This window comes from Pseudoduganella sp. R-43 (assembly GCF_049913255.1).
Classification (GTDB): domain Bacteria; phylum Pseudomonadota; class Gammaproteobacteria; order Burkholderiales; family Burkholderiaceae_D; genus Rugamonas.
This window is the reverse complement of sequence record NZ_CP183988.1, coordinates 1,987,524-2,013,778: the sequence shown is the minus strand read 5'-3', so window position 1 is coordinate 2,013,778 and position 26,255 is coordinate 1,987,524. Positions and strand designations below refer to the sequence as shown.

The 26,255-nt window shown below is 61.8% G+C and carries 1 protein-coding gene (only partly in view); it reads right to left on the bottom strand.

Annotated features, from left to right (window positions below):
• Positions 1 to 26,255: the 5' portion of an Ig-like domain repeat protein gene (locus ACN9M3_RS09110; RefSeq protein WP_426321941.1), read on the bottom strand. The gene continues 661 nt to the left of window position 1, outside the view; only the first 26,255 of its 26,916 coding nucleotides appear in the window; it begins with the start codon at positions 26,253 to 26,255; the stop codon falls past the left edge of the window.

The following is a 26,255-nucleotide window of genomic DNA, read 5'->3' as shown; positions in this document are numbered from 1 at the left end:
AACACGACCTTCTCGTCAGGCAGGAGATCCTTTGCTGCGCGCCAACGCTCGTTCTGCACAAAGAATGGGTGCTCATTGGTGGCAGAAATACGCTCCAATTCGCCCATGGAGTTGCGTAAAGTTACGTTTACTATAATTTTGTCATCAATAGTAAAGAGTTGCTTCACGGTCCACCAGCCCGTTTCACCCGTAAATTCATTACGCGCTGCCACTTTGTCGCCAACTGCGACGTCTTCAATAACTTTCGTCCCCTCTTTCGTGTGAACCAACGTACCTGCAACGAAGCATTCACCGTAGAACTTCGGCGGGAGCGAACTATTCGTCCCGCCAATTTCGGAGCTAATGTTCGAAGGCGTATGGACACCACTAGTAAATTCCGACGATATCAATGAACCGCTACCGCCGATTCTTTCTAACTGTACAGTCTCTAGCACCGACCGAACGCTGGTTGGTTTGGTAAATCCGATTTTCCAATCGGGCAGCCCTGCTGCTCGTAGCTCTGAAGCACCTTGCCTGACGACAGACGGCAGTATAGGCGCAAGGCCGAACCCTGCGGATAGCGCCAGCTCAGTCTTATTTATGCCGAAGTGACCAATTGTCTTGCCTGAGGCGAAATAGGCGACGTTTTCGAGAGCCTGGGATGTCAGATCACCGACAACGCCTGCAGAAACACCTGCGGCACCAGTGACGCCAATCGCTCCCCATGCACTCGTAGCCAAAGGTGCGCCCAAGGTGCGTACTGCGCTAAAGGCCAATCCACCAGTCATCAGCCCCGCGACGCCGCCGACCGTCGTCAGAGAGAAGGCGCCAACAGCATCACGCATGCCATTTGCGCGCTGTTGCATCTCGGTGAAGCGGGGATCGCCAGGATTGAGCTCGAGCCCCAAGGAAGCATACTCCCCTGCCCCCACGTTCCAACGCTCGAATCGATATTTCAGTAGCTCAAGGCGCTGCTGCGGATCTGTTGTGTTATCAAGAACGTCTTGGATCGTAGCCTTTGCACCTTCAGTTCGACCATAGAATTGGTATTTCCCTCCCGTGTCAGAAGCGTTTGTAAACAGGTTACCGGCTCCATCGAATGCTGCGTAGGTGGCCGCATTCGAGCCCCCCACAAGCCTCTCTTCGCCCTGCAATTTGAAGTCAGAAGTCGTTACTTGCCCGATAGGAACCGTGCCAGTACCATCAAATTTGACCAACTCACCATTAGCGAACCGTTGCTCCGGAACTCTCTGTGGCGACACCGCGTTTTGCTCAATAACCGTTAGCCCAGCATTTTGTTCGAATGAGGCCGCCGCGAGCTTTTGCTCGATGATCTGATCCAGTCGAGCCTGATGCCTTTCATCATCTCGCTGCTGTTGTTTGGCGTAAGAACTCATGAACCGCTTGAGCGCCTCTGACTCAGCATTTCCGTCGCCAGAAATTGCCGCTGCGGATGCGCCATTGATAGCGTCGGGTGTGGGGTCAACGCCGAACATGCCTCGTTGCTTACGAGCCGCAACATCTTCTGCAAATGTTTTACCCAGCACCGGATCTTGCCCTTTTTTTGGCGCAGTGCCGAAGAGCCCCCCAAATATCTTGCCAGGATTGTTAGCGGCATCTTCCTTAATCTGCTCACCAGCACCCTCCACCAGCCCGTCGATGAAGTTACCGCCACGACGTTCTGACAAATAGCCACCGAGCACTCCGTGTGCAGCATAGTCGCCGAACGAACCCTTGCCGCCGAAAACGCCAACGTTGTTCTTGATCAGTGCATTGCCAAGCGACGCCAAGGTGCTCACGCCAACGGCCTTCCAATCCACGTGATCGTTCTTGATCACCTGGTAGGAAATATTCTGCGCGGCCGAATTAACCGCGAGCTGGGCGTATTTTCCCCAGGACCCACCCAAGACCGTTCCGGATTCGCCGATGTATTCGCCAAGCGCTCTTCCGACAACGTTCCCAGCATTCTTCGCGATGTATGATGCAGCCACGGCCTTCCAGCTAAAGTGCTCGCTGGTCAATGCGGTAGTCAACGTCGAAGTGGCGAATATGCCGACCTGGGTGCCGATCGCCGTGGCCATGCTGCTGGATACGCCCATGGCTGTTGCGCCTTGCGTAACGGCGCCGCCAACCATGCCCGTCACATAACTGCCAACGCCCGCTGTCACAAGAGCCATGGCGCCCGCCTTGGCCACGGCCTTGTAGTTCATGTATTCATGGTCGCCATTGCCCATCGGGTCGTACAACGACCGCGTGAAGTCGTGCAGGTTGCCGGAGAACGGGTTGAGCGTGCGCTTCACGGCGCGTTTGAAATCGAAGTTTCCGTTCAGTATATTGGTCGCATGCTGTTCAGCCAGCACGGACGACATCGCTGCCAAGGCGATGCCGACGCCGCTGCCGCCTGTAATCACACACACCACCACAAATACGATGATGGAAATAATCTTGGCGATGAAGCCGAACTTCGACTTGGGCGGGGGCGGCGAAGGCAGGTTCGGTAAGGTGCTGCCGACCAGCTTGCCGTTGTTATAGGCCTGCTCCAGCGAAACGCCATTCATGTAAGCCGGCGCAATCAGCGCCTGGCCGCCGTGCAGCGCCTGGCCCGGTTCGAGCTTGTTGGCCTCTGCCAGCTTGTACCACAGCGAAGCATCGCCGTAGATGCGCTGGGCGATCGTCTGCAAGGTGTCGCCGTCGTTGGCTACCACCACATTGCCGCCGTTGCCCGGCGTGCTGCCGCCAGCCACAGGATCGTCGATCAACGGGTTCTGGCTGGCGTTGAGGTTGTAAGCACGCCAGAAGTTGTTCTTCTGCTCGTCCGACATGTCGCCGAAGCTGCCGGAGTTGGTGCTGTAACGCATCTGCAACTGGCCGTTGGCAATGACCTGGTATTGCTCCTGAATCGGCGCGTTCTTGTCGACTTCGGTCGACTTCAGGATGTTGCCCTGGGCGTCGAACACGAAGAACTTCGACTTCGGTCCGGACTTCGGCCATTCGCCGCTGGCTGGTTCTTCGAAGTTCACAGCAATCATCCTGCCGTCGGCGTTGTACACCATGACGCTCCTGGCACTGGCGCCAGTACGGCCGGCAAGTTTGCCGCTTTCGCCGCGCATATAGCCTTCCGACCACAGCAAGACGGAACCGGTTGCACCCGCGCCGTAAGTGCTGGTGTAGAACTGGCTCATGTCATCGCCAACGGTCGAGAAGGAGGTGCTCTTCAAGACGTTGCCTGCAGCGTCGAACTTGTCGTTGGTCTGGCGGGACTTGACACTGCCGTCGTCGTTGTAGCTTTCCGTCACCAGGTTGCGGCCGGCGACATCGTACGACATGGCATGCCGTTCGTAGCCGGTCTTCGCCTTGCTCCTCACCAGTCGCGCCAGGAAGGACAGCTGATCGCCATATTCGGCCTGCTGCTCTGCATAGTCGGCCAACGCTTGCTGGTAGGCGGTGTAGTCGATGTTGTATTGCGTGAGCAGCGCCTGGTATCGGTCCTTGTCCGCCTGTGGTGCATTTGGACCCGGATCGACCGGCTTCGTCGGTTCGACCGGTGCTACCGGTGCGGCGTCAGCCTGGACGTCAGGCAGATCCTCGACCTTGGTCCATTCTTCCACCACACGGCCTGCGGAATCGTAGCGGGTGTTGTACTGCTGCCCACCGATCACGCTGGCAACCAGTCGGTTCATCGCATCGTAGGTGAACGTCTGCGTTACGCTGCCGCCCTGGATCTTCCTGCCCAGGTTGCCGTCAATGTCATAGACATAATCGGTCGTCGACTCGTCGACCGCGCCGGAGGCATTTGTAGCGTCAGCGCGCACTACACGGTTCAACGCATCGTAGAAGAAGTAGCCATCCTGGTTACGACCCGCGCCGGCACTGCTGGACCAGGAGTTGAAGCGGCTGCGGTTGCCAAAGCCGTCGAACTCCATGCGGATGAACTGCGCACCAGTACCGAGATCGGCAGCGTCCACGCTAATCAGACGGTGTTCGGCGTCGTAGCCCAGCACATTGCGCTGGAAGGTCTGGCCGTTTTGCTCCTGGACTTCGGAGATGCGGTTGCCTACGGCGTCGTATGCATAATAGGCCCAGCGGTTGGTGTTCGCCGCTGCGCCCATGCCCGTAACCAGTTCGTGGATGGTGGCGACCTGGCCGGCATCATCGTAAGTGTACTCAACGGTCTGACCCTTGCTTGCCTGGGTGCTGCGCACCAGCAGGCCTGCATTGTCATACTCGTTGATCGTGACGGATCCATCGGCGCCGGTCACCTTCTTGAGGTGGCCCAGCTTGTCGTACTCGTTGGTGACGGTGTAATTGAGCGCGTCCTTCGTCGTTTTCTTATGTCCGTTCTTGTCCCAGGTCGTGTAGCTGGTGTTGTTCAGAGCATCCGTCGACGAAGTCAGGTTGCCCTGCTCGTCGTGAGTGTACCTGGTGACCACGCCAGTCCCGGCGGTGATGCTTGCCAGGTTGCCGCGATTGTCATACGCATAGGTCTTGCTCATGGCGCGCTGGCCATCGTTGACCGTGCTGTGCGAAGCCAGGTCAAAACGCCAGTTATCCACCATCGGGTGGGTCTCCTTGACCAGCTGGCCAATGCCGTTGTAGTCGTAGTTGCAGACCACCCGGCCGCCGATGATGTCGCTGCGCAGTTGACCAAATACGTCGTACGTATGTTCTTCCGCCTTGGTGCCGTTGACGATGCTCGACAGCAGTTGGCCTGCGAGGTTGTAGGTTTCGACCGTCTCGCGATAGCGCGCACGCAGGCTATCGTTGTCTTGTGGACCGGCGACGGCCGCATTCTCACGGTCGTTGATCTGGCGGATGACGGCAACGCCACGCTCACCGAACACGTAGCTGAACTCACGAACACGGCCGCCAGCAGTGCCGTCCGCCTTGGTGTGGTTCTCGGTCAGCTTGCGGTTCTTCAGGTCGTAGGTGTAGGTGACCGTCGGCGCTGGGTTGCCAGCAACCACCGGCTGCGTTTCCTGCAGCAGGTTGCCCCAGTGATCGTACACCTTCATCGACTCCGGACGCTGACCCTGGCGGGTTGGCTGCACCTCGCGGATGCAGCGCCCCTCGCTGTCGTAGTAGTAGTCCGTTCGCCGGACATTACTCACATCTTTCAATGCGTCGGCAGATTTGGCGGCCGACAGGTCGTAATTGCCGTTGGAAATACCGCCGCTCTCCAGCATCCCCGTGCGCTGGCCAAGCAGGTCGTACATAAAGACCTGCACGTGGCCCGATTCGTCGCTGCGCCACATATGGCCGGCACGGTCATATTCGTAGCTGAATTCCTGCTCGCCCTGCTTCTTGTAGATCAACTCGCCGAAGGAGTTGTACTTCAGGGTGACGCCCTGGTCGGAATCGGACATCAGGCGACCCAGCAGGTCGTATGTCCAGTTCGAAGGGACATTGCCGTTATTGATGGCGCCAGTGGCTTGTTCGCGAGCCTTGTTGCCGCCTGCGTCGTACAGCACCTCGTGCGTAAGTCCTGCTGCGTCAAGGATGCGTACCGGACGTCCCGCATAATCGTTGTCGATGCGGGTGCGGCGGGTCGCCGGCGAGTTCGGGTCCGCCGGGACCGGCTTGCCATCCACCAGCACACCTTTTTCGTACTGCACGGTTTCCACAACGTGCCCTGCAGGGCCGTAGTAGTTGACCGTCAGCGCGAAGCCTTCGCCATTCGGGCGCATGCCGTCCAGCACGGTGATGACGTGCCCCATGCCATCGTACGTCATGATGGTTGGCGAATTCGAGCCGGTCTGGCCTGGGCCCCACGAGTTGGCGACGACGACGTTGCCCTTCTTGTCGTACTGGCTGGTCTTCACATAACCGCTGTTGGCGATGGCCAGGTGGGCGCGGTCGTTCAGGGTCTCCTTGGTGATGCGCTGCGCTTCGTCGTACTCATACGCTGTGATGCGATCGCGTGCGTCTTGCGGCGCTACCGGCATCGGCTGGTAGTCTCCCTTCCAACCAGGGATTGCGATGGCCGATTCGGTCACCGATACCTTGTTGCCAAAGGCGTCATACTGGTAGCTGGTCATGAAGCCAGCATTGCTGACGGTTGCCTTGAGCTTGCCGTCCACGTCGTACCAGCTTGCCTCCACGGTCTGTGCGCCGCTGTATGGATCGATTGTCGCCGTGGTCAGCAAACTGCCGAAGGTGTCATAGTGGCGAATGGTCTTGATGCCGGCTTCATGGTGCTGCTGGCCAGCCGGAGCCGACGGGTCGTACACCAGTGCCTGCGGCGCCTGCGACTCCAGCACGCGGCCCATGCGATCCACCGTGTTCTTAATGGTGCGATCGTACTCATTCCCGAGCCCTGCCACAATCTGGTCGAGCGCGGGCGTGTCCATGGCGGTGAAGTTCGCCAGCAATTCTTTCGGTACGACTGTCGCATAGCGCGTCATCTCCAACTCGTCGCCGAAGACGTTGCGCTTGTAAGCAGTGACGCCGCCATAGGAATCAAGCTCGTACTTCAGCAGGCCCGATTCGTCATAGAACCTGCGGACGCCGCCGCCCATTTCGGTCGAGGTGCTGTGGACCTGGCCAAGCGCGTTGTAGCGCGGCCCTTTTTGCACCGGCGTCGAAACCCAGGCGGTTCCGTTCCAGTTCAGGGATTCCGGAGTCTCCGTGCCGCTGGCGCGGCCAGCGTAGTCGTACACATAACGGACCGAGTTGCTGTCGAGGTTTCCAGCGCCATTGGCGCCGGAAATCTTGCGCTCGACCATATTGCCGTTGCCGTCGTATACATACTCGGTCACCGAACGGTAGGTGCCTCCACCCTGTGCCGGCACCGCAGGGCCAACCTCCATCCACAGGCGGCCTTCGCCGTCATACTTGTACTCCCAGACATTGCCTTCCTTGTCTGTAAAGGTGTTCCTGCGGCCGTTGGCGCCATAGGTGGTGTAATCGGTAGCGCCCATGCTGTCGGTGGCGCTGCGCATCTGGCCCATGGCGTCATAGGTGTAGCTCGACGTATGGTCGCGCGAAGCCGCGACCTTGAACAACGCTTCCAGCCCGCCCAGGCTGTAGTCGGCGAAGCCTGCGCCAGCACGTGTCACGACATGATCCTCGAACAGGATCTCGGCGCTCACATTACCGTGCGCATCGTATTCGGTACGCTTGACCGCGCCCGTCATGTCAACGCTGTACACCAGACGGTCCTGGCTGTCGTAGGCGTAGTGGCTGATACGGTCGCCCGTAGACGGCGCAACCGGCAGTTGCGCACGTACGGCCGTATCGCCCCACGCCGCAGCCAGTGCTGCAACGTCCCCCACGGGCGTCATGTACTCGGCGTGCTCCACCTTGTTACCGTAGGTATCGAAACGCTGGTAGGTGACGGCGCCGTCCGGGTTGACCTGCAAGGTCAGGTGGTGATCGGCGTCGTAGGCCATCAGGGTGATGCGGTCTTCCGCGCTCACCGGTACGCTGGACGGTTCGGAACCCGGCACGATCTTGGTCGCCGACTGCACCTTCCGGACTACGTTGCCCAGGTCGTCGTAGGTGTAGCCGGTGACGATGCCGCCCTGCTCGCTGTACACCAACTGGTTCTTGTCGTTGTACACATTGTGCGTGCGCAGGTCGAAGCCGGCCTTGCCGCCCGCCGCCAGGCGGCCGGCGGCAGCGCGTGACAGGTCGACAATCGGGCGCATCTCGTTGTACGGCAGGCCATTGACCGGCAGCGGCGACGCCTCGTACAGGCCCTGGGTATCGGCGTAGACAACGCTTTCGATCACATTGCCGTGGGCGTCGTAACGAGCGGCACTCGCTTCGTATGGCGACGGGAAGCCGACGCTGGTCCAAATCACGCGGCCAGCGGCATCGTAGACCATGCCTTTGACGATATCGGTCGAGTCGCGCGCGTCCAGCCTCCAGTCCGCATCCGGCAGGCGGCCGGTCGACTGCGTACGCACCAGGTTGTGCGACGCATCGTAGAAGAATATCTTCTCGCGGTTGCTCGAATCCCGGCTGAATACGACCTGGCCATTCAGGTCATAGCCCTGGAGCGACGGTTCACCGTCCGGCACAAGCGTTTCGAGCAGTCGGCCGTCGGAGCCGTAGCGATACCTGGTGGTACCGCCGTAGGCATTGGTATCGGCGATCACGCGCCCGTTGGCGCCGAAGACCTGGCTCAGGTGGCCATCGTTTGCATCATCGGCAATCGCGACTGACGCTGCCGACAGTGCAGCCATCGCGGCCGGTGTCGCCGGATCAATGGTCTTGGCAAAGATCGTTTGCTTGACAACGTTGCCCTCGTACTTCCACTGGGACAGTTCGCCCTTGCTGTTCAAGCTGAAGACCTGGCGGCCCGCCGCGTCGTAGACGCTGCGGCTCCAATCGTCGCGCGGCGCATCGGCTGCCACCGGCAGCGTACCGGCTTGCGGCGCGATGCTCGCAGCGCCTGGACGTGCGGTGCGGTTGGCATAGCGAATGGTCTCGGTGACGTTGCCATCGGCATCATATGCCTGGCGGGTGACGTAGCCGTCCTGGTCAATGCGCAGTACCTGGCGGCCTTCGCTGTCGTAGGCGAACAGTTGTACCTGGTCGATCGGGCTGGTGGCCACCGATTGCGGCGCGGCGTTGTTAGCCAGTACGGTTGCGTACTGCACCTGCTTCAGAACGTGCCCTTCGACGTCGTAGGTGAAGCCGGTTACCAGGCCTGCGCTGCTGACATCCCACAGCAGGCGGCCGGACTGGTCGTACACGCGGCGGGTCACCACGTCGCGGCCGGCGTCTGCCACTGCGGCCACGGCACTGCCAATATTGGCAGCCGAGGTAGCGCTGTCGAAGGCGATGTTGGCGGTACCTGCCGCCGCGTCGCCCAGGAAGCCGAAGTAGTCGTCAATCACGCGCGACGTGAACAACGAGGCGGTCGACACACGCGTTGCGAACGCGGTCTTCTCGATCAAGTTGCCGCGCAGGTCGTGCTTGAAGGCGACCACGTTGCCTGAGATATCGAGCGTGTAGAGAGCACGGTTCTGCGCATCGTAGACGGTGTGCAGGATGCTGTTGTGGGTGGCGCCGTCGTAGACGTTGCTGACCTTGCGGCCGGTTTCGTTACCGATTCCGTCATAGGCGTAGCGGGTAACGTTGGCGGAGCCGGTGAAGTCGGAATCGAACGGACGATCGAAGGCGCAAGTGGTCGATGCCACGCGGCCTGCTGCATCGTAGGTCCAGGTGTAGCGGGTGGCCGGATTGGTCAGCGCTGCCTGCAACGCATTCGCCGTGATCTCGATAGACGGGCTAACCCTGGTATAGGTGTTGGTCTCGCTGACCAGGCCTGCGCCATTATAAGTGTGCTTGATCGCCGTGCCGGCCTGGTCTACGCTCCAGATCTCGCGGCCGCTGTTGTCGTACACGTAGCGGGTGCGCAGGTCGTTTGCCGCATCGGCATTGGCTGCTGCCAGTGCCGACAAGGTTTGCTTGCTGGCCTTGATGCTGCTGTCGACTGGTTTGCGGTAGGTGACCGACTCGGTCACGTTGCCGTGGGAGTCGAACTGGCGGGCGGTCAGCAAGCCGGTGTGATCGATGCTGAAGATCTCGTTGCCCGCTGCATCGAAGACGCTTTGCGCGACCAGGTCCTCGCTCGCTTCCGCCAGTACGGTGTCGGCCAGTGCCGGCGTGCTCTTGGCAGCCGGCCGTGTTACGCGGTTTCCATAAACGGTGGTCTTGACCTTGTTGCCGTTGGCGTCGTACTCGAACTTCGTGACCTGGCCGGTCGGGTCGACCGTGGACACAATGCGGGAATCCGCGTCGTAGTTCACCAGGGCGACGCGGTCGTTCGCTGCAGGCTGCACGGAATGGATGTCCGCGCCTGCTGCCAGCGGCGTCGTGTAGCTGATCGTCTTGACGACATTGCCAAAGCTGTCATGGCTGTAAGCCGTCACAAGTCCTTTGGAATCGGACTCCATGACGAGGCGGTTGTCGGCGTCGAAGACCTTCTGCGTGCGCAGGTCGTTCACGTCGTCTGCGACCAGGACGCCCTGCACTGCCGCCAAAGTGGCGGCAGTTGCCAGAGGGATGCGCTTGGCGTAGACGCGGCTTTCGACCACGTTGCCATTGCCGTCGTACTTCACGCCGGTAACCTGGCCCATGCCGTCGATCGTGTACAGCGGACGGCGCGCCGCATCGTACACGGTGCGCGTGACGTTGTCGCGCGCAGGATCGCTGACTACCGCAGGTGCGGTGCCAGCCGTCCACTTCGAAATATCGATCGGGGTGGCGTAGGTAACGCGCGACACGACGTTGCCTTCGCCGTCATAGGTGAAGTTAGTCGCCCCGCCCATGCCGTCAATGCTCCATGACAGCTGGTTGGCCGCATCGAACACCTGGTACTGGTGCAGGTCCTGCGCATTCGCGGCCGGAGCGACGATGTCGCAGCCTGCCACATACTTGCCTGGGTCCAGGCGCGTTGCGTAGATGATCTTCTCGACCTGGTTGCCCTTGCCGTCGTAACGGTACTGGGTCACGCCGCCGGTGGCGTCCATTTCCCAGGTCAGGCTGCCGTTCTTGTCGTACACGCGCACGGCGCCGTCGTCCAGCGCCGCATTGGCGTCTGCCACCGCGGCAGCATTGATGCCGGCCGCGAAGTCCGCACCCAATGCCGGGGCAAAGCGCGCCGCGTACACGGTACGGCGCACCACTTCGCCTAGGTTGTTATAGGCGTAGCCGGTCACTGCGCCGGTCGCATCGGCGCTCCATTGCAGGCGGCCATCGAGGTCGTAAGCGTAGCGCAGGCGTACGTCGCGGCTGGCGTCGGCCACAGAGGCCAGCGCCGCGGCCACTGCCGCTGCGTTGGCAGCGGTTGCCAGCGGAATCGCATTGGCATAGGCAACCTTCTCGATTGCATGGCCGTTGCCGTCGTAGCGGGTCTCGGTCACGGCACCGATGCTGTCGATGCTGTAGATCTCGCGATTCAGAATGTCGTAGACCTTGCGTACCACGTGGTCGTGCGCTGCATCCGCTCCGGGAGCGGTTGTCGGCGCGGCACTGGCTGCCGTCGGGCGAGCCAGCGGTTTCGCATACGCAGTGGACTTGACGACGTTCGAGTTGGCGTCGTATTCCAGCGCGGTCACCATGCCGTGTTCGTCGACCTGCAGGACCACGCGGTTGGCGCTGTCATAGCTGCTCAGGGTAACGCGGTCCCCCTCGCCTGCCACGACGCCGGATGGATTGGCACCGGTAGCAATGCGCTGCGCGTACAGCACTTGCTTGGCGAGGTTGCCATCGATGTCGTAGCTGAAGCCGGTCACCTGGCCCAGGCTGTCGACCGACCATTGCAGGCGGTTGGCGCTGTCGTACACATTGCGCACATGGACATCGCGGCCAGCGTCGGCCACGGCATCCAGTGCCGCGCGCATGGCGGCAATCGTTGCACCGGTCGTGACCGGAACCTTGTTGGCATAGGCGATGCGCTCCAGTACATTGCCAATGCTGTCGTACTTCATTTCGACCGCGTCGCCGTTGCCGTCCACCGTGAACACCGGACGGTTCAGCGCATCGTACACAGTGCGCAGCAGGCCGTCGCGCTGGTCGTTGGCGACGACAGCAGGTTCGGTCCCCACCGTCCATTTCGTCATGTCGATGCGGGTGATGTAGGTGCGGCGCGCAACTACATTACCGTTGCCGTCGTAGCTGAAGCGGGTCACGCCGCCCATGGCGTCGATCTGGTAGGCGACCTGGCCGTCCTTGTTGTAGACGTTATAGGTCACCTGGTCTTGCGGGGTTACCGCGCCGACCATGGTTTTTACTTCCGCAACAGGCAGGCGTGCGGCTGCATTGGCCAGGTTGAGCGGCTTGACGGTACGGGTGACGGACGTAATACGGCCTTCAGCGTCGTAGTCGTTCTTGCTGACATAGCCGAGTGGATCGATGGTGTAGACCAGGCGGTCGTTGGCATCGTAGGCATAGCGCGTCAGGTTGCCCAGCGCATCGCGGCTACCGGTGATGTTGCCGTTGTTGTCGTAGCTGAAGGTCTGGGTCAGCGCCAGGCCGTTCGGATCGGCGATGGTCTTGATGCGGCGGCCCAGGTCATCGTAGACGTACTGCATGGTGGTGCCGCCGGCACTGGTCACCGTCAGCGTGTTGCCACGCACGTCGTGGGTGTAGCTGGTGGTCAAGTTCAGTCCATCCGGATCGACCACCTGGGTCATCACCTGGCCCGTCAGGTCGTAATCCATGCGGGTGACGGTGCCGTTGGCATCGGTCAAGCTGACGCGCTGGCCTTTGCCATCGTAACCGTAGCGCGTGACCATCTTGACGCTGGCCACATCGACCGTACGGGTCAACAGGCGGTGCGCGCTGTCGTAGGTGTAAGTCACCTCGTTGCCGTTGGCGTCGCGGCTCTTGATCAGCTGGCCGGCCGCATCGTACTCCGAGCTGCTGTCTGCCAGCGCGCTGTCGACCGCCAGCAGCTTGCCGTCCTGGTCGTAGCTGTAGATGGTGACGTTGCCGTTGCCGTCCTTGACGCTGTGCGCCTGGCCGGTGCGGGTCTGCGTGGTGGTCACGCTCACGCCTTCCGGCGTGGTCACGGTGGTGCTGCGCTCGGCGGTGTTGTAGCTGTGGGTGGTGACACGCGACAGGGCATCGGTCTGGGTCAGCACGCGGCCGAAGGCATCGTAGCTGGCCGAGCGCTTGCCGTTCAGCGGGTCGGTAGTGGTGACCACCTGGCCCAGCTTGTCGTAACCCTGCTGCGAGACGTTGCCGTTGGCATCGACCGAACGCACCAGGCGGCCGAAGGCGTCGTATTGCGCGCTGGTGGCGTGGTAGACCTTTTCACGCAAGGTATTGGTGCCGGTCTCCAGGCCGCGGCGATCATACGTGTGCAGCGTGGTCACGCCGTTGCCGGCGCTGTCGATGCCTTCCGTCGATGCCACCACTTGGCCAAAGGCGTTGTAGGCGGCCTTGTTCACGCCACCGGCAGCATTAGTGGTCTGCACCAGCTCATTGTCGGTGTTGTAGGCAAAGCGGGTCACGCTGTTCTGCGCCGAGGCAGCGGATTTCGCCGTGGCCAGTGCCGCTACCGCAGCTGCGGCAGCCGACAGCACGCCACCCTGCAGGCCCGCTAGTACGTCGGCAGGCACACTGGTGGCGTAAGCCGTGGTCGCGCAGAGGCGGCCCAGGGTGTCGTATTCGGATTCGGTCACGTTGCCTGCCGCATTGATGGCAAAGCGCAGTTGTCCCGCATCGTCGTAGTAGAACAGGCTGCGGTTGCCCAGCGCATCCTTCATGCTGGTGCGGTGGCCCGAAGTGTCGTAGGTGTAGCTGGTGGCGTGCGCCGCCCACACGGCATCCACCGCCGCGGTATCCATGTCGCCGCGCAGCAGCGCGACGCCGGTGCCCGGCAGTTCGGCCACGACGTGGCCTTGCAGGTCGTAGCGCTTCAATACCGTGCGCTCGTCGCTGCTGCCCTTCGCAACCGTGGTGCCGGTCAGCGCACCAACGCTGTCGTAGGTAAACGTGGAGATCGTGCCGTCGGCATTGGTCAGGCTGGCCAGCTGGCCCAGCTTGTTCCATTTGCTGGTCGTGACCTGGTCTTCGCCGCTGACGGCCGGACGCAGTGCATCCAGCGCCGAGGCGGCGCTTGGCGTGCCGAGCGCCTTGTTGGCGTAGCGGCGGGTCGTTTCCAGCCTGCCGCTGGTGTCGTACGAGTATTCGGTCAGGTAGCCTTCGCCATTGACCTCGCCAGCTTTCTGGCCCTTCTTGTTGTAATAGACGAAGCTGTGGATGTCCGCTGCATTGGCGGCCGGGATCGGCGCCATGCTGAACAGGTCCGCATCGTACGTAGCCAGGTCCACGGACTTGGGTGGCGGGGCGTTGACGTAAGCAATGGTCTCCACCAGGCGACCGGCTGCGTCATAACGGTACTCGGTCATGAAGCCTTCGGCGTTGATCGTGGCGCGCACCTGGCCATTCTTGTTGAAGTACTGCTGGACCTTGCGGTCGGTAGTGTCCTGGCCCAGCGAAACGGTCTTCAGTCCTGGCGTAACCGTCAGCGTGAAGGAAGACGACAGCTTCGCCTGGTTTTCCGTGTCGCCGGAATAGCTGGCAATGATCGTATTCTCGCCGGCCGGCAGGTCGACGCGCGGCAACCACAGTGTGGCCACACCTGCATTCACGTCTGCGACACCAAGCACGGTGTTACCGCTGATGAAGGTCACTTTGCCGGACGGTACATTGCCGGTGACCGCCGCAGTCAGCGTCAGCGAAGCGCCCTGCACCACCGGCGCCGTTACCTTGTTCAGGATGACGGAAACCGGGGCCGCCATCAGCGTCTGGTCGATGGAGCCGGACATGCTGGTCGCGTTGGCCGCATCGCCCGAGTACACGGCGGTGACCTGGTTCAGGCCAGCCACGAGTGCGCCAGTGCTGATAGTCGCCACACCGTTGACCAGCGTTCCCACGCCCAGCAGGATCGTGCCGTCGTAGAAATTGACTGTGCCGGTAGGGTTGCCGTTGCCACCGCTGACACGCGCGCTCAGGGTCGCCTTGCCGCCCTGCTGCACTACTGCCGGCGCAGTCGACACCGTGGTGACGGTTGGCTGCCTGGTCGCGTCGGCGTTCGGCGAGTAGCTGATCGTGAGCGCACCGTTAGTTTCGTCGCCGGAGTAATAGGCCTTCACCCCCGCCAGATCACCGAGAAGGTTCCTGACCGTGATGCGCGCAAGCGAATTGCTAAGTGCCGCACTGCCCAGGAAATTGCCATACTGGTCTTTGAAGCTCACATAGCCGCCCGGATTCGTGCCGGTGACTTTGGCCGCCAGGACCACCGTGCCCGGTTCTGCACCTGGAACACTGGTCAAGGACGCCGAGCCGTACTGGCCTGGCGTATATGTGGCATTGCCGCTGGTGCGCGCAGCATAGTTCTCGTCACCCGAATAAGCGACGTCGTAATAGTAGGAGCCGTGGGACTTGGCGTCGCCGGGCCAGCGGCCCGCTGGGATGGTGACCACGGCCTTGCCATCAACGACAATTGCGGAGCCGAGCCGCTGGCGCCCTTCGCGCGAGAACACAGTAACAGTACCCGTCGGAAGCGGCTGTTTTCCATTCCCGATGGTAACGGTATATGTTCCGGTACCGTCTGGCGCAACCTGTCCCGTGTGACGGATATCAGGCTCCGGCTTGGTCACGTTCTGAATGACGACCAGGCTGCTGACGGGCTGTTCGCTGCCGTTGCCGGAATAGACTACGCGCAACTGGTTGGCGCCGATCGGCAAGTTCTCCAGCAGGACCGTACCCCGGGAATAGTTGTCTGCCTTGACGCTGCCAATCAGTTGATTGCCGTTGTAGAAGGTGAAAGTACCGCCGGCGTTTGAGCGCGTCGCCCCTGATTGATCGACCAGCTCGGCAGAGAACGACACCGCAGTGCCGTAGGCCGACGACGACGAGGACGAATAACGCATGCGTGGGATCGTCGGCAACGTGTCGGTCGCCAGCGGCGTTAGCGCCGAAACGCTGTCGGCACGCCAAACCCAGTTCGCTTCGTATTCCGCTCTGATCGGTTCACCTATGGCAATACCGCTATTGAAGTCGAGATAAGCCAGCCCATTCTGGACCTGGCGAACACCGAGGTAAGTGCTGCCGCGGTAGAAGTGTACCGCGCCTGCGTAATTGCCCAGGTTTGGGCGTTCGAGAATGCCCGGCTGGTCCTTGATCTGCGCCACCACGCGTACCAACTCGCCCGCATTCGTGTGATCGCTCGACAGGATCAGTGTCGGGGTGACCTTGGCGTATTTGACATGCACGCTCGTTTGCCCGGAAACCACAGGCGCGTTGTAGTCATCGCCCGAGTATGCCGCCTTGAAGTAATGGTCGGAACCACTGAAGGTCGTCGAGGTGAACGTGGCAATGCCGTCCTTGACCATCGCGCAGCCAACCACGTTGGCGCCGTCATAGAACATCACCATGCCTGTAGCGGGCTTGGCGGCGTCGCGCACCGACACGCGCAGGCTCAGGACAAGCGCTTCGCCATACAGCGGCGCAGTGTTGGACACCGACAGCACGACACTGGTCGGCGTGGCCGTGGATGCCGGCGGCAGGACGGCGCCCGCCTTCAGCGTTACCTGCAGGTTGTAGCTGGCGTTGTTCATCATGGCGCTGCCGGCATTGGCCGCATCGCCGGAATAGACGGCGCCCAGCGCGCCGGAAGCGACCTTGCTGGCAACGAAGGTGAACTTGGCCACCCCATCCACCACTGCGGCAGTACCCAGCACATCGCTGCCCTGCATAAACGTCACCATGCCGCCCGCGGTGACGCCAGCGGAGCCATTGACCTTGGCTGTCAGCGTAATGCTGGTGCCTTGCGGCGCCGACCCGGTGACGCTGCTGGAGAAGCTCAGCGAGCTTGGTTGCGGCGCCAGTTCGATTGCCTGCGCAATCGGCTCGGAAGCGCAACCCTGGTTATTGTTGTCGCCGGAGAATCGCACGCTCAGGGCGTTGACTCCGACCGGCAGCGTGGTCACAGTGATGGCAGCCAGGCCGTTGTACACATCCGAGGTGCCGATGATCTCGGCGCCGTTATAGAAGGTGACAGTGCCGGAAGCGAATCCGGCGCCCGTGCGTTCCACCTTGGCGGTCAGTACCAGTGGCTGTCCCTGCTGCCAGTTTTGGTGCGGCGTGATGAGCGAGATGTGGGTCTGCGCCTGCGCTACGTTTTGCACGAAGCTGCCAACGCTGAGCGCATTCTTCAGGTCCCCCAGGTATTGGGCAGTGAAGGTGTTCTGGCCGGCAGGCAGTTTGTCCAACGTGAGCGTGGCAACGCCATTAACAAGCTCGGCGCGCCCGATCGGATTGTTGGTGCCATCGTAGAATTGGACGATACCACCCGGCTGCGTGCCATCGACGCGCACGCTCAGGGTGAGCGGCATGCCCTGCCTTGGCAATGGGTCCGAACTGCTGATCGTCAGGGTAGTCGGTTCCGGCAGGTCATCGGTCAGGCTGGCCACGCTGGTCTTGTTGGCGGCGTCGCCGGAATAGCTGGCGCGGACACAGCTGCGGCCCGGCTGCACATTGGCCAGGGTCAGCGTCGCAATGCCCTGCCCGCGCGCTTCGGACTCCTTGACATCGACCATGCCGAGGACGTTGCCGTACTGGTCGTAAAAGGTGACGGTACCGGATGGGTGGTCGCCCGTTACCAGGGCAGTCAGGCGCTGTTCCGTGCCATTTGCGGTCGCTGCCGTCTCGCTCTGGAGCGACGTGACAGACGAGTTGATCTTGGCGACAGCTCCGCGGCTGCCGATAAAGGTAGCGGCGTTGTTGGCATCGCCGGAGTACGCTACTTGCCATTCATTCACGTTGTTGACGGCGGTATTACGAGTGGTAAACGTCGCCACCCCGTTGACCAACTCCATTGCCGCTAATACGGGGACATCGCCAAAGCTCGAAGTGCTCCAATTCCAGAGGTAGACCGTGCCGGTCGGATTGTTGCCCGTGACACGGATGGTCTGGGTCAGCTCGGACCCGAACACAGGGTCCGGAACGGAAGGTGTGAGCGTGATCCCTGGCGTTGGCAGGTTCGGCACAACATTGACCTTGACATCCGTCGTCGTCGTGGCCGTACCGCCAGCGGCCTTGAACACGAGGCGGACCGTATGCGGCCCCACGCCAACAAATTTGGAATAGTCCCAGGTCCAGCCCGATTCGTAGCTTCGCATGACGCCGTCGACCATCGTCTGCGTGCTGTCGAGCCTGCCATCAAGATAGATCTCCATCGTGCCGTTCTGGTGCGGTCCCACCAGTCTCGCCTTGAACGATATCTTGCCGCTGCTGGTGCTCACGCTATCGCTCGAGCGCGTCACTTCCACCTCGGCGTTATCGCTGGCAACCACCGTGGTCTGGGTCACGAGGTTGGAGACACTTTGGGCGTAGTTCGCATCGCCGGAATAAACAGCGGTCAGCTTGTTGGTGGCCACTGGCAGCGCATTGGTCTTGAAGCGCGCTACGCCGTCGACCAGCGTGACGCTGCCCAGCAGGTCGGTACCATTGAAGAACGTCACGGTGCCGGTAGCCGGGGCTCCGTCTACCGCGCCCAGTTGCGCCACCAGCTCGGTCAAGCTACCGTGCGGAGCGGATTGATTGGAACTGCCCAGCGACACCGTGGTGGCCGCGCCTGCGCCCGCGGGTTGCACGGCAACGGGGTTGGTGACCAAGACGGTGCCAACCGAATTGACGGCAGGCTTGTTGTTCGCATCGCCTGCATAACTGGCGATGATCGCCGCCTGGCCAGACGGCGTCGAGAATGCCGATGCTGCCAGCGTCAGGCTGGCAACACCGTTCACCACGGCAGCGGTGCCTACCACGCGCACCGTGGCCGGTACCGATTTGTTGTCGCGTACCGAGAAGGTCACCAGCCCCGACGGCGAGGTCCCGCCGGCGATGGTAACGCTGGCTGTGAACGGTTGGTTCGCGCCAACAGCGGTGGCGGAACCGGCAGCCATGGTCATCGTCGTGGTCGCCACTGCCTGCACTTGCACCGCAACCGGTGCACTCATGAGCGAGTCGGCGAAGTTGGCATGTGTCTTGGTGAACTTCGCAGTGACGTTGTGACTGCCCGCGCCGAGGTTACGCAAGGTAACCTGCACCACGCCGCTGGCAGCCGAGGTATTCACCGTGGCCAACAGAGTGTTGCCATCGTAGAAGGAAACGGTTCCTTCAGGGTACATGGCGCCGATGCGCGGCATGGACGCCGTGATCACTACCGGTTCGTCCAGGCGCACCGATACCGGTGAGGCGGCCATGGTCACCACCGGCGACGCCGGAATTACATCCGATACATTAGACCACGATACACTCGAAGCGTTGTAGGCATCGCCAAGGTAATACGCGGTTACCATTGGACGGTTCTGGACGTTGATCGGCCGGGTCACCACCAAGGTAGCGACGCCGTCAACAATCTCGGCCTCACCATATGGCGGGTCACCATAGTGGCCACTGTGGAACACCACCTTGCCGGTTGGATGATCGCCGTCGACCCGCGCAGTCAGCACGATCGGCGAGCCATACGGCACGCGGCCGTTGGTGGTGAAATGCACCAGGGTAGGCACGGCGGCCGCTTCTTCCTTCACGACATCCGAGTTGACGGCAACATGCAGGTCGTCGCCAGCATAAACAGCGCGCAAGGCGTTGCTGCCTGCCGGCACGCGCACGCCTTCCAGCACCGCTTCGCCGTTGACGATATCGGCGCTGCCCAGCAACGTGTTGCCGTTCATGAAATTGACCTTGCCGGTCACGCTGGCATCGCCGAATGCAGCGCGCAACGCCAGTAGCGTGCCCGCGTTGGCATTCGTACGGGAAGCCGTCAGCACCAGCGGCTTGCTGCTGCGCACCACGGTTTCGGTCACCGTGCCGGAAGCGGCGCTGGCATTATTGCCATCGCCACCGTACACGGCGACCAATTGCTGTTCGCCCAGCGACAGCTGGTCAACGCTCAGGGTTGCGACGCCGCCAACCAGGTAGGCACTGCCCAGCAGTTTATTACCTGCAAAGAACGATACCGCACCGCCGGGCTGGTTCCCGGTCACGCGCGCTGTCAGCATGACAGGCGCGCCGACTTCGCTAGTCAGGGTGGAGGCACTCAGGCTCACCTGCGCGGGACCGCCGGTAACTTCACGGCTGACGGAACTGGAAACGCTGCCCTGGCTGGCGGCATCGCCTGCATATTCCGCACGCAGGTCTGCCACACCGTCGGGCAGCACGGTTTCGAGCTTGGCCAGCCCTGCTTTCACGTCCACTTCGGCAATCAGCTGGCTGCCGTTGAAGAACTTCATGCGGCCGCCAGTCGTCAGCGGGCCCGCCACTTTCGCCAGCAGGGTGACGGCATTCTTCGGCCTGTTCACGGCTTGCGCCACGATCAGCGAAGTGCTGGTCACGGCGCGCGCCACGGTGAAATTCATGACCGGCGATTCAACCGGTCGTGCATTGCCGTCGCCGGCGAACCTGGCGGTGAGTTTATAGTCGCCCGGCGGCAGGTGGCCAACTTTCAGGATGGCGGTACCGCCATTGTTTTGGGCCTGCGCCACTCCGATCAGCTTGTCGCCATTGAAGAAGGACACCACCTCGCCCTGGCGAGAAGTAAAGCCATCGCCGAAGGTGGCTTTGAAGATCAGCTCATCAATGATCGAGGCGCCACCGACAGCAGCCGCGCTCTTGGTATCGATGCTGATGGCAAGCGGCGGCGCCGGCTTGGTGTTAACCGTTGGCACGTACGCTGCATTCGGCGTGACCTGGACGCTGATCTCATTCGAAACATTCTGCTCCACCAGCTTGTACTGGCCAGACAGGCTGTTGTAGTCATTGTGGTAGTACACCACGCGCAGCGGCATCGTGCCGACCTGGTCCAGCGGCATGGTCCACGACACCGTATTCGAACCGTTGGCGAACGATTGGCTATTCAGCCAGCGCGTGCCACTGTAAAGCACGGCGACCAGCGGCGTGCCGACGTTGTTCTGACCGGACAGTGATGCGGTCAGGGTCACATTGCCCCCCTGGATCACCGTGCCGACATTGCTGGCCAGGGTCATTGCCGGTTTGAGCGGCGGCGCAGGATCTGCGGTCACCACCACCGACAAAGACTCGCTGTTCATGGCGACTGCGTTGTTGTAGTCGTCGCCCGAATAATCTGCGCGGATCACATGGCTGCCGCCATTCCATTGCGCCTCGACGGCCAGGGCGGCCACGCCATTGACAACCTGCGCCGAGCCGATTACCACGTTGGTAGTGAGGTCGGTGAAGGTGACCGTGCCACCAATCGGACGCTTGCCAGAATTGTCCAGCGTGGCGGTCACAGTCTTGGTCTGCCCCACCTCAACGTTGCTGTTGTCGAAAGTGGTTGCCTTGAGCTGGAGGGAACCTCGGCGCACATGCAGGACGCCGGTGGCGACGGCCGGGGCGATATTGACATCGCCATCCTGCACCATGGTCAGGACATGGTCACCAGCCGGCAGCGCGATGTTCTTGATATAGAAGCGGTAGAGTCCCATGCCTGCAATGAGCTCGCCGTCAACCCTGCCCAGCAGGTTGCCACGCATGTCATACAGGCTGGCGCCGCCAGATGGGCGCGGGCCATCCGTCGAAAAGCCGAAATGAAAATCGTCACCCGCCGTCACAGTCGAGTTTGAGGTCGGATTGGGTTCGCTGTGGGTAAAACCCGTGCCGGTACGAACATGATTCACCTGGTCGGAGGTGCTGATCGTGTTGGCTGCGTCGCCGGCGTAGCTGGCCGTGAAGTCGGCCAGGGCGGCGTTGCTGTTGACGACACTCAAGCGCGCTTCGCCGTTGATCACCTTGCTGGTGCCCAGCAGGTTGCGGTTAGCGTCGAAGAAGGACACGATGCCGGCCGGATTGAAGCCGGTCACGCGGGCAAACAAGGTGGTGACGTTGCCGAATACCGTATCGTTGCGCGCCACGTACAGGCTGGTGTGGCTGGTGGCGCGCGCGACTCGTTCATCGATGGCCGCCGAGGCCACACTGGCGTTGTTGCCGTCGCCGTTGTAGACCGCCACCAGCTTCTCGGTCCCTGCCGGCAGGTTGGTTACCACCAGTTCGGCACGGCCGCGTATCAGGTTGGCGGTGCCGATGACGGCATTCGCCTGGTCATAGAAGGTCACCGTGCCTTGCGGGTTGGGGCCATCCACTAGCGCTGTCAACGTAATCCGCGCACCGGACTCGGTCTGGTCGCGGGAAGTCGACAGCACGATGACAGGCTGCGCTTTTTCCACCGTCTCCTCCACTACGGCCGACGTGCTGCCAGCATTGGCTGCATCGCCCAGGTAGACAGCGGTCAGCTTGTCCTGCCCAACCGGCACATTGGTGGCGCTCAGGCGCGCTACGCCATTAACCAGGACGCCGAAGCCCAGCGCCACTTCGCCGCTATAGAATGCGACCACGCCGCCCGGCGCCGCGCCCGCCACGGTGGCAGTCAATTGCAGCGGCGAACCGAAACGCACGCTCGCGCTGTCGGCAGTCAGCGTGATGGAAGTGGCAGGCAGCGGCGCCGCATCGGCGCCGATGGTATTGGAAGTGCTGCCAAAGTTGCCGCCGTCGCCGGAATACACTGCGCTGATGTCGCTGTGGCCGGCCGGAATGGTGCCGGTAAAGCTGGCCACGCCACCGCGCACGATAGCGCTGCCCAGCACGGTCGAACCGGCAAAGAAGGTAACGGTGCCACTTGGCGCGCCGGCAGTACCGACCGGGATCTGGCCGGTGACGATTGCGGTGAAAGTACGGGTATTGCCCGTGCCGCGCATCTCGGCCAGTTGTAGCGAAGTGGTGTTGCCGCCCAGTCTGAGCGTCACCCCCAGTCCATTGCCCAGTTGCGAAGTATCGATCGGCGTCGACAGGCGGTTCACTGCGTAGGCATTCGATGCGCCATCGTACAGCGTCTGAGTGGCGTAGCCCATGCCGTCGACCTGCCAGTTCAGGCGTCCGAGAGCATCATAGAGGTTCCAGGATTTCACGTCTTGCGCGCCGGCTTGCGGGCGCAGCGCGTCGACCGTCCAGCCCAGCACGCGCTCCAGCGCGGCACGGTTGTCGGCCAGGCCAAGGTCGGTGCCTGCCGCTACCAGCAACTCCGGCTGCACCGCCGCCGCGTAGCGGATCGTATGCACCAGGCGGTTGTTGGCATCATAGATGTATTCGGTCAGTGCGCCGGTGGCGCTCACCTCCCCTGCCTTGCGGCCCGCCGCGTCATACAACACGGCGCTCTTGGCTCCGTCGGCGCCCTGCGTCACGCGCAGGCGGCCATCGGCATCGTAGAAGTACTTGCTCTCGCCCAGGGCCTGGCTGCCGTCGCTTTGCAGCAGCGAAACCAGCAGGCCGGCTTCATTGAAAGTCGAGGTGGTGACCAGGCCATTAGCCATGCGCAGGACGGACTTGTGGCCAGCATCGTCGTAAACAGTGCTGGTAACGGCGCCCGAATCGTCGATGCGATTGAGTACGCGGCCCAGGCCATCATAGGTCAGGCTGGTGGTGCCGCTATCCGGCGCGATGGTCTGCAGCAGTTGGCCGGCCTGGCTGTAGACGAAATTGGTGACCGACTGCTTGCCGTCGGCAACGCCGTTGCCACTGGCGTCGATCGCATTCCACTTGGTGATCTGGCTGACCTGGCCACGGAAATCGTAGGCGGTGTCAGTGCGTGTGGTGCGCGACTTGTCGCGGCCGGCGACCCAGTTCGCCAGGTCGTTTTCGCCATATACGGTTGCGGCATAGGCATCGCCGGTATAGGTAATGCTGCTGATGCGCTGGCCTTTGGCATCGTAGCGGTACTCGGTGACGCCGCCTTCGCGGTCGATGGCAAAGCGCAAGCGGCGTGCCGCGTCGTACACCATGCGTGCGGTCTGCGGTTTGCGGTACCCCGGGGTTGACACATACTGGTTGAAGCTGATGGATTCGCTGGTCAACAAGCCATTGCTGTAGGTACGCTCGGTGATATTACCCAGGGCGTCGGTGACTTTAGTCTGGTTGCCTGCGCCGTCGTATTCGTAGCGGGTCACGGCGCCCACGCCGTCGACCTGGGTCAGTAGGTTTCCTGCCGCGTCATAGCTGTACGCGACAGAAGGACTGGTGCCATTGGCCAATGCAGGCGCCTGCATCTTGATCAGGCGGCCCCATGCATCGCTGGTCAACGTGGTGAGGTTGCCCAGCGCATCCGTGACGCGGGTCTGGATGCCGAGCGGCGAAGCCAGGGCAAAGCCCAACTTGGCCGGCAGGTTGGCCAGGTGGTCGCCTGCATGCAGCGCCGGATCGCCCAGCGCTTCGCGCAGAGCGGCGATGGCACTGGCCTGGTTGGTGTGATACAGCGCCTGGGTAATCGATTCCCAGTTGTCGCCCTCTTTTACCAGGTAATACGGCGGCACCTGCACATTGGAAGCGGTGGTCTGATACTGCAGCGGCGCCGGCACGTTGCGCAGCCTGGCGCCCGTCGTCAGCGCCGGGTTGCCGAGCGCCGCCTTCAAAGCCGCCTGTGCGGCCGGATGGTCGGTGGCGTACAAGGCCAAGGTGATGCCCTGCCAGGTATCCCCGGCTTTCACCGTGTAGTACGGTGGCACCGCAACCTGGGTTGTGGCTTGGTAGGCCAGCGATGCCGGCGGGGTCACCCGTTGGCCCGTGGTCAGGTTGCCGCCTATGCGGTTTTTCAGTTCCTGCACAGCGCTCGCTTCGCTGGTGCCATACAGTTTCAAGATGAGGCTGTCCCAGGTATCACCCGGCTGGACTACGTAGTAATCCGGCACCACCTGGGTCACTTGATAGCGCAAAGGACTCGGCAAGCCGGTCAGCTTGCCCCCCTCCACCAGTTCTTGCGGCGCCACGGCCGCCTGCAGCGCGGATGCTGCCGCGCTCGAGTCGTACAGGTAACTGGCTACGCTGGCCCAGGTATCGCCAGCTTTGATGCGGTAATAAGGTGGCACGCGGTCGCTGGTGTAGTCCAACGAGTACGGCAGGCCGACCAGTTTGCCCCCCGCAATCAACGGCGGATTATTCAGTGCGCTTTTCAAGGCGGCAACCAGCATCGGGTCGCTACTGCGGTACAGGGTTAGCGCGATGCTGTCCCAGGTGTCGCCCTCCTGGATGCGGTAGTAGGTCGGGACCGTCACCGTGTGGGTGGTGTAGGTGATCGTTGCCGGCAGGTTGGTCAGCTTGGTGCCTGCTGTCAAAGGTGGGTTGCCCAGTGCATCCTTCAGCGCAGCCGCCAAATCGTTCGCGTAGGAACCATACAGGGTATTGGCAATGGTGTTCCAGGTATCGCCGCCGCGGATCAGGAAGTAAGGGGCTACTGTTTTGCTGAGGCCATATACCAGCGTCGATGGCAGCATCGTCAGCTTGGCGCCTGGCAGCAGGACTGGATAGCCGAGGGCGTTGCGCAGGGTTTCAATGGCATCCTGTTCCGTGGTGCCGTACAGGTATTGCGTAATAGCCGGCCAGGTATCGAGCTGCTGGACCTGATAGTACGGCGGCTCGTCGACGCCGGCGAGCTTGCTGCTGTCGAGATTGACACTCTGATCCTTGACCGGCGCCTCGGTGGTCGACAGATAGCTGCCATTCACCGCTACCGTGTGGTCGGTGTCTTGCGGCTCGGTGTTCGAGGTCTTGCTGGAGTCGATGGTTGCAGATCGCGTCCCAGCCTGGGATTCGGTGGTAGACAACCTGCCGCCAATAAGGCTCGCGGTTAGGTCAACTACCTTCGTTTCCCCAGTCACCAGCTTGCTTCGATCCACGCCTGCGGCGGCATTATTGGCCTGCGGCTCGGAGGTGGTGACCTTGGTCGTATCGAGCGGGACGGAGTTGTTGCTGGTGATGTCGCCAATGGTGGACAGCTTGCTGCCATCCACATCCGCCGTGGCCGGCACGGCGTTCATCAGGTCCGAGTAGTCATAGGAGGTGACGCGCTCTGCGCCGTCGATCATCTGGCGCAGCTTGCTCACGCGCCACGCGCCTTTGAATTCGGTGTAATCGAAACGCAACAGCGTTCCATCGGTCTGCGCAATGCTGGCGATGCGCTGGCTGTCGCCATCGTAGGAGTAATTGGTGATGTAGACCTTGCCGTCGGCAATACTGTTGTCGTCCGGGGTCAGGTCGACGGTGACGCTGGCCAGGCGGCCATGGTCGTCATAGGCGTAGCGCACGCGGGTATGCGGCAGGCCGGCCTTGTCGACCGAATGTACGCTGGCCAGCTTGCCGTTGGTGTAGTCCAGCACGGTCTTCTCGCCGTCCTGGTTCGCTACTTCGCTGAGCTGGTCGCCAACGTAGCTGTAAGTAATCTGGTTGCCGCTGCGGTCGGCTTGCACAGCCAGCCTGCCACGGCCATTGAACCAGTCGTAGGTCTCGGTGACGCCGGTGCTGCCGTCGGTCCAGGTCCAGCGGTCTGGGGAGCCGGCAAATGTCAGGATATCGAAATTGCCTTCGCCTGCGGCGGTCACGTACGCTGACCGGGTATAGTCCCAGTTGTAGACGGCAGAAGAACCATCGCTGTCGACGCGAGTGACGGTGCTGCCATTCTGATTCAGCGTGCCAGTAAAGTTGACGATGCTGCGGTAGAAGCCGATATGCCAGTTGCCGTTGGCGGCATCCAGTGCCCCCTGGCTGTTATAGGTGCGCACGGTGGCGATGTCGAAGCCATGGCCGGCGATCAGGTCGTCACGGTCCTGCAAGACCAGGTTGCCGGTGGCGCTATTGACATAGGCCCTTTCGCCGCTCCCGCCCAACTTGGCATTTCCTAAAACCCCGCCACCCAGGGTCGATGCCGACACCAGATTCAGACCCAGACCGTTACCGCTAACAACCGCTACCAT